Raw genomic sequence first — 3,255 nt, 5'->3', positions numbered from 1 at the left:
AGATGCCGGCGGCCGAATCCAGCTCTGTTGCCAGGCCGGCCCACGCCGTCGCTGCCGCTGACAGCGATTGCGGGCCCGGGCCGGCATACATCAGACCAGAGCTGACCTCCGGGGGCCACGCCCCGAAATCCACACCCGCCATCACCCGCCCGAACTAACCGGCGACCACAGCGTTGGCGGCCTCGGTCAGCGCGTAGGAGCCCGCGCTGGTTCGCAAGGTGCTGACCAACATCGACAGAATCTGTTCAGCCTGCGCGCCGATCGCCTGATACAGGTGTCCGTAGCCGGCGAACTGGGCTGCGGTCAGCGCCGACACCGGGTCGGCGGCGGCGGGAATCACACCGGTCGTCGGGGCCGCGGCCGCTTCGTTGTGAGCCGACACCGCCGAACCGGCCCCGGCCAAATGCCCCGCAGCCGCCTCAAGTAGCTCCGGTTGCGCAGTGACAAAAGACATGGCACCCCTTCCTCGTTGAGACAGACACGTCTGTTCGCGGACGCAGCTCGCGTCATGTCGACCACGCGCACGGAACACATCTGCAGAACTAAACGACAATGAATATCATTATCACTAGACCCAACGAATATCACGAAAGGTGGAACAGGATCAAGAAGGTCGGTTAGGGATCACGGGCTGGGCTGCACGACGGGCTGATCCCGGCTCGACCGGCCGCGTCGAAGGTGCAACCAACGATCCGACCGCTGCCGCAGGATCCCGGCGCGGTGAGATTTGCACGGTCGCTGGGCTACCGTGAAGCCCCGGCAGTAGGTGTCACCCTTGACGACGACGGAGGCCCAGTCAGATCATGTCCACCGCGACAGCAGTGATGGGTGCCGGCGCGTGGGGTACGGCGCTGGCCAAGTTGCTGGCCGATGCCGGCGGCGAGGTGACGTTGTGGGCGCGCCGGCCCGAGCTTGCCGCGGAAATCAATGGCAGTCTTCGCAATCCCGATTACCTGCCGGGCGTGCAGTTGCCCGCGGGCATCAGGGCCACCGCGGATGCCGAAGAGGCGCTCGATGCGGCGACGACGGTGCTGCTGGCCGTGCCCGCGCAGACGATGCGCGCCAACCTCCAACAGTGGAACGGTCTGTTCGCCACCGGAGCAACGTTGATCAGTACCGCCAAAGGCATCGAGTTGGGCACGCTGATGCGGATGAGCCAGGTCATCGTCGACGTGACCGGCGTCGACCCGTCGCAGGTCGCGGTGATCTCCGGGCCGAACCTCGCCAGCGAGATCTCCGCCGGTCAGCCGGCCGCCACCGTCATCGCCTGCAGCGACTCCGGTCGCGCGGTGGCGCTGCAGCGGATGCTCAACGCCGGGTATTTCCGGCCGTACACCAACGCCGACGTGATCGGCACCGAGATCGGCGGCGCCTGCAAGAACGTGATCGCGCTGGCCTGCGGGATGGCGGCCGGCCTCGGGCTCGGGGAAAACACGGCGGCGGCGATCATCACCCGCGGCCTGGCCGAAATCATGCGGCTCGGCATCGCGGTCGGCGCCAAGGCTGCGACGATGGCCGGCCTGGCAGGGGTGGGCGATCTGGTCGCCACCTGCACCTCGCCGCGGTCGCGCAATCGTTCCTTCGGCGAAAGCCTGGGGCGCGGCGAAACCCTGGAGTCGGCGATGCGGGCGCGCGATGGCCACGTCGTCGAAGGGGTGACCTCGTGTACGTCGGTGCTGGCGCTGGCCTCCAGTTACGACGTCGAAATGCCGCTGACCGACGCCGTCCATCGGGTCTGTCACAAGGGCTTGTCGGTGGATCAGGCGGTGATCGCGCTGCTGGGGCGCAGCACCAAGCCGGAATGAGCTCGTAACCGGCACCGCAGCACCAGACGGTAGCCTCTCTAGACTGTGGACGCCCGCCTGCCTTCCGGTACGCCCGATCAGGGCCGTGTCCGGGTTGCCGTTGTATTCGGCGGACGCAGCAACGAGCACGCCATTTCCTGCGTCTCGGCGGGCAGCATCCTGCGCAACCTGGACCCGGAACGGTTCGATGTCGTCGCGGTGGGCATCACCCCGGAAGGCTCGTGGGTACTGACCGACGGCGACCCGGACGCGCTCGCGATCGCCAACCGGCAATTGCCCGCAGTGAGCGCGCAGTCGGGCAGAGAGCTGGCGCTGACTGCGGACCCCGGGCGGGCTGGGCAGCTCATCGCACTGTCGCCGGGCGGGGCCGAGGTGTTGGCCGCGGTCGACGTGGTGTTCCCGGTGCTGCATGGGCCGTACGGCGAAGACGGCACCATTCAAGGCCTGCTTGAGCTCGCCGGGGTGCCGTACGTTGGTGCCGGGGTGCTGGCCAGCGCGGCGGGAATGGACAAGGAGTTCACCAAGAAGCTGCTGGTGGCCGAGGGACTGCCGATCGGCGACTACGCGGTGCTACGGCCATCGCAATCCATGCTGGACACCGAACAGGTTGACCGGCTTGGGTTTCCGGCATTCGTCAAACCAGCCCGCGGTGGCTCCTCGATCGGTGTCAGCCGGGTCACCAGTCGTCAGGAACTGCCCGACGCGATCGCCTACGCCCGCAAGCACGACCCGAAGGTGATCGTCGAGTCGGCGATCGATGGCCGCGAACTGGAGTGCGGCGTACTCGAATTCCCCGATGGCACAGTGCGAGCCAGCGCCGTCGGTGAGATCCGGGTGGCCGGGGTCCGCGGCCGTGAGGATTCTTTCTACGACTTTGCGACCAAATACCTCGATGACGCGGCCGAACTCGACGTACCCGCCAAGATCGACGACGACGTCAGTGATGCCGTGCGGGAGTTGGCCATTCGGGCGTTCAGGGCGATCGACGGCCGGGGTCTGGCGCGGGTGGACTTCTTCCTCACCGACGACGGGCCGTTGATCAACGAGGTCAACACGATGCCAGGATTCACCAGGATCTCGATGTATCCCCGGATGTGGGCGGCCAGCGGCGTGGACTACCAAACCCTGCTCGCGACCATGGTGGACACCGCGCTGTCGCAGGGGATAGGTCTGCGCTAGCTCGGTTTGGGGTTAGCCCGGTCTCGACGGATCGATCGGGTGGGCCGGCAGGACGCGGTCGATCAGTTCGGAGAGTTGTTGGATCGGCGTCGGTCCGGAGCCTCGCGGCAACGTCAGCGCCACGTAGACGGAGCGGTCGACGGTGTACCAGGTGGATCGCTGATCCTGGTTGACGTCGAACCATTGCACGTTGTCGACGACCTGGATCGGGGTTCCGACGACGAAGTCGGCCGGCCGATCCAGGCCACATCGCAGTACGACGGGATCCCCG

5 protein-coding genes are annotated in these 3,255 nt (G+C 66.9%); 2 read left to right on the top strand and 3 right to left on the bottom strand.

What is annotated here, in order from left to right:
* Nucleotides 1–142, bottom strand: a 142-nt coding sequence (locus AC2VOG_RS06210; RefSeq protein ID WP_486939040.1) for a PPE domain-containing protein, incomplete at its 3' end; no start/stop codon positions are given.
* A 12-nt stretch (nt 143–154) separates the two neighbouring features.
* Nucleotides 155–454, bottom strand: a complete 300-nt coding sequence (locus AC2VOG_RS06205) for a PE family protein (protein ID WP_486939038.1) — start codon at nt 452–454, stop codon at nt 155–157.
* Nucleotides 455–803: 349 nt separating this feature from the next.
* Between AC2VOG_RS06205 and AC2VOG_RS06200 the strand changes: the two genes are divergently transcribed.
* Nucleotides 804–1,805 carry an NAD(P)H-dependent glycerol-3-phosphate dehydrogenase gene (locus tag AC2VOG_RS06200; protein WP_486939037.1) on the top strand — a complete coding sequence of 334 codons (1,002 nt, stop codon included), beginning with the start codon at nt 804–806 and terminating at the stop codon, nt 1,803–1,805.
* A gap of 57 nt (nt 1,806–1,862) precedes the next feature.
* A complete protein-coding gene (locus tag AC2VOG_RS06195; protein WP_486939039.1) occupies nt 1,863–2,984 on the top strand; it encodes a D-alanine--D-alanine ligase family protein in 1,122 nt (373 codons plus the stop codon).
* 12 nt (nt 2,985–2,996) lie between these two features.
* Here AC2VOG_RS06195 and AC2VOG_RS06190 read toward each other — a convergent pair.
* On the bottom strand, nt 2,997–3,255 hold a 259-nt coding region (locus AC2VOG_RS06190; protein ID WP_486939036.1), incomplete at its 5' end, for a DUF3515 domain-containing protein.

The organism is Mycobacterium sp. TH-M11 (assembly GCF_057473725.1).
This window is presented reverse-complemented; position numbering and strand designations above follow the sequence as displayed.

Coding starts and splice junctions, on each gene's coding strand:
- AC2VOG_RS06205 (WP_486939038.1), bottom strand. CDS start 454: ATGTCTTTTGTCACTGCGCAACCGGAGCTACTTGAGGCGGCTGCGGGG.
- AC2VOG_RS06200 (WP_486939037.1), top strand. CDS start 804: ATGTCCACCGCGACAGCAGTGATGGGTGCCGGCGCGTGGGGTACGGCG.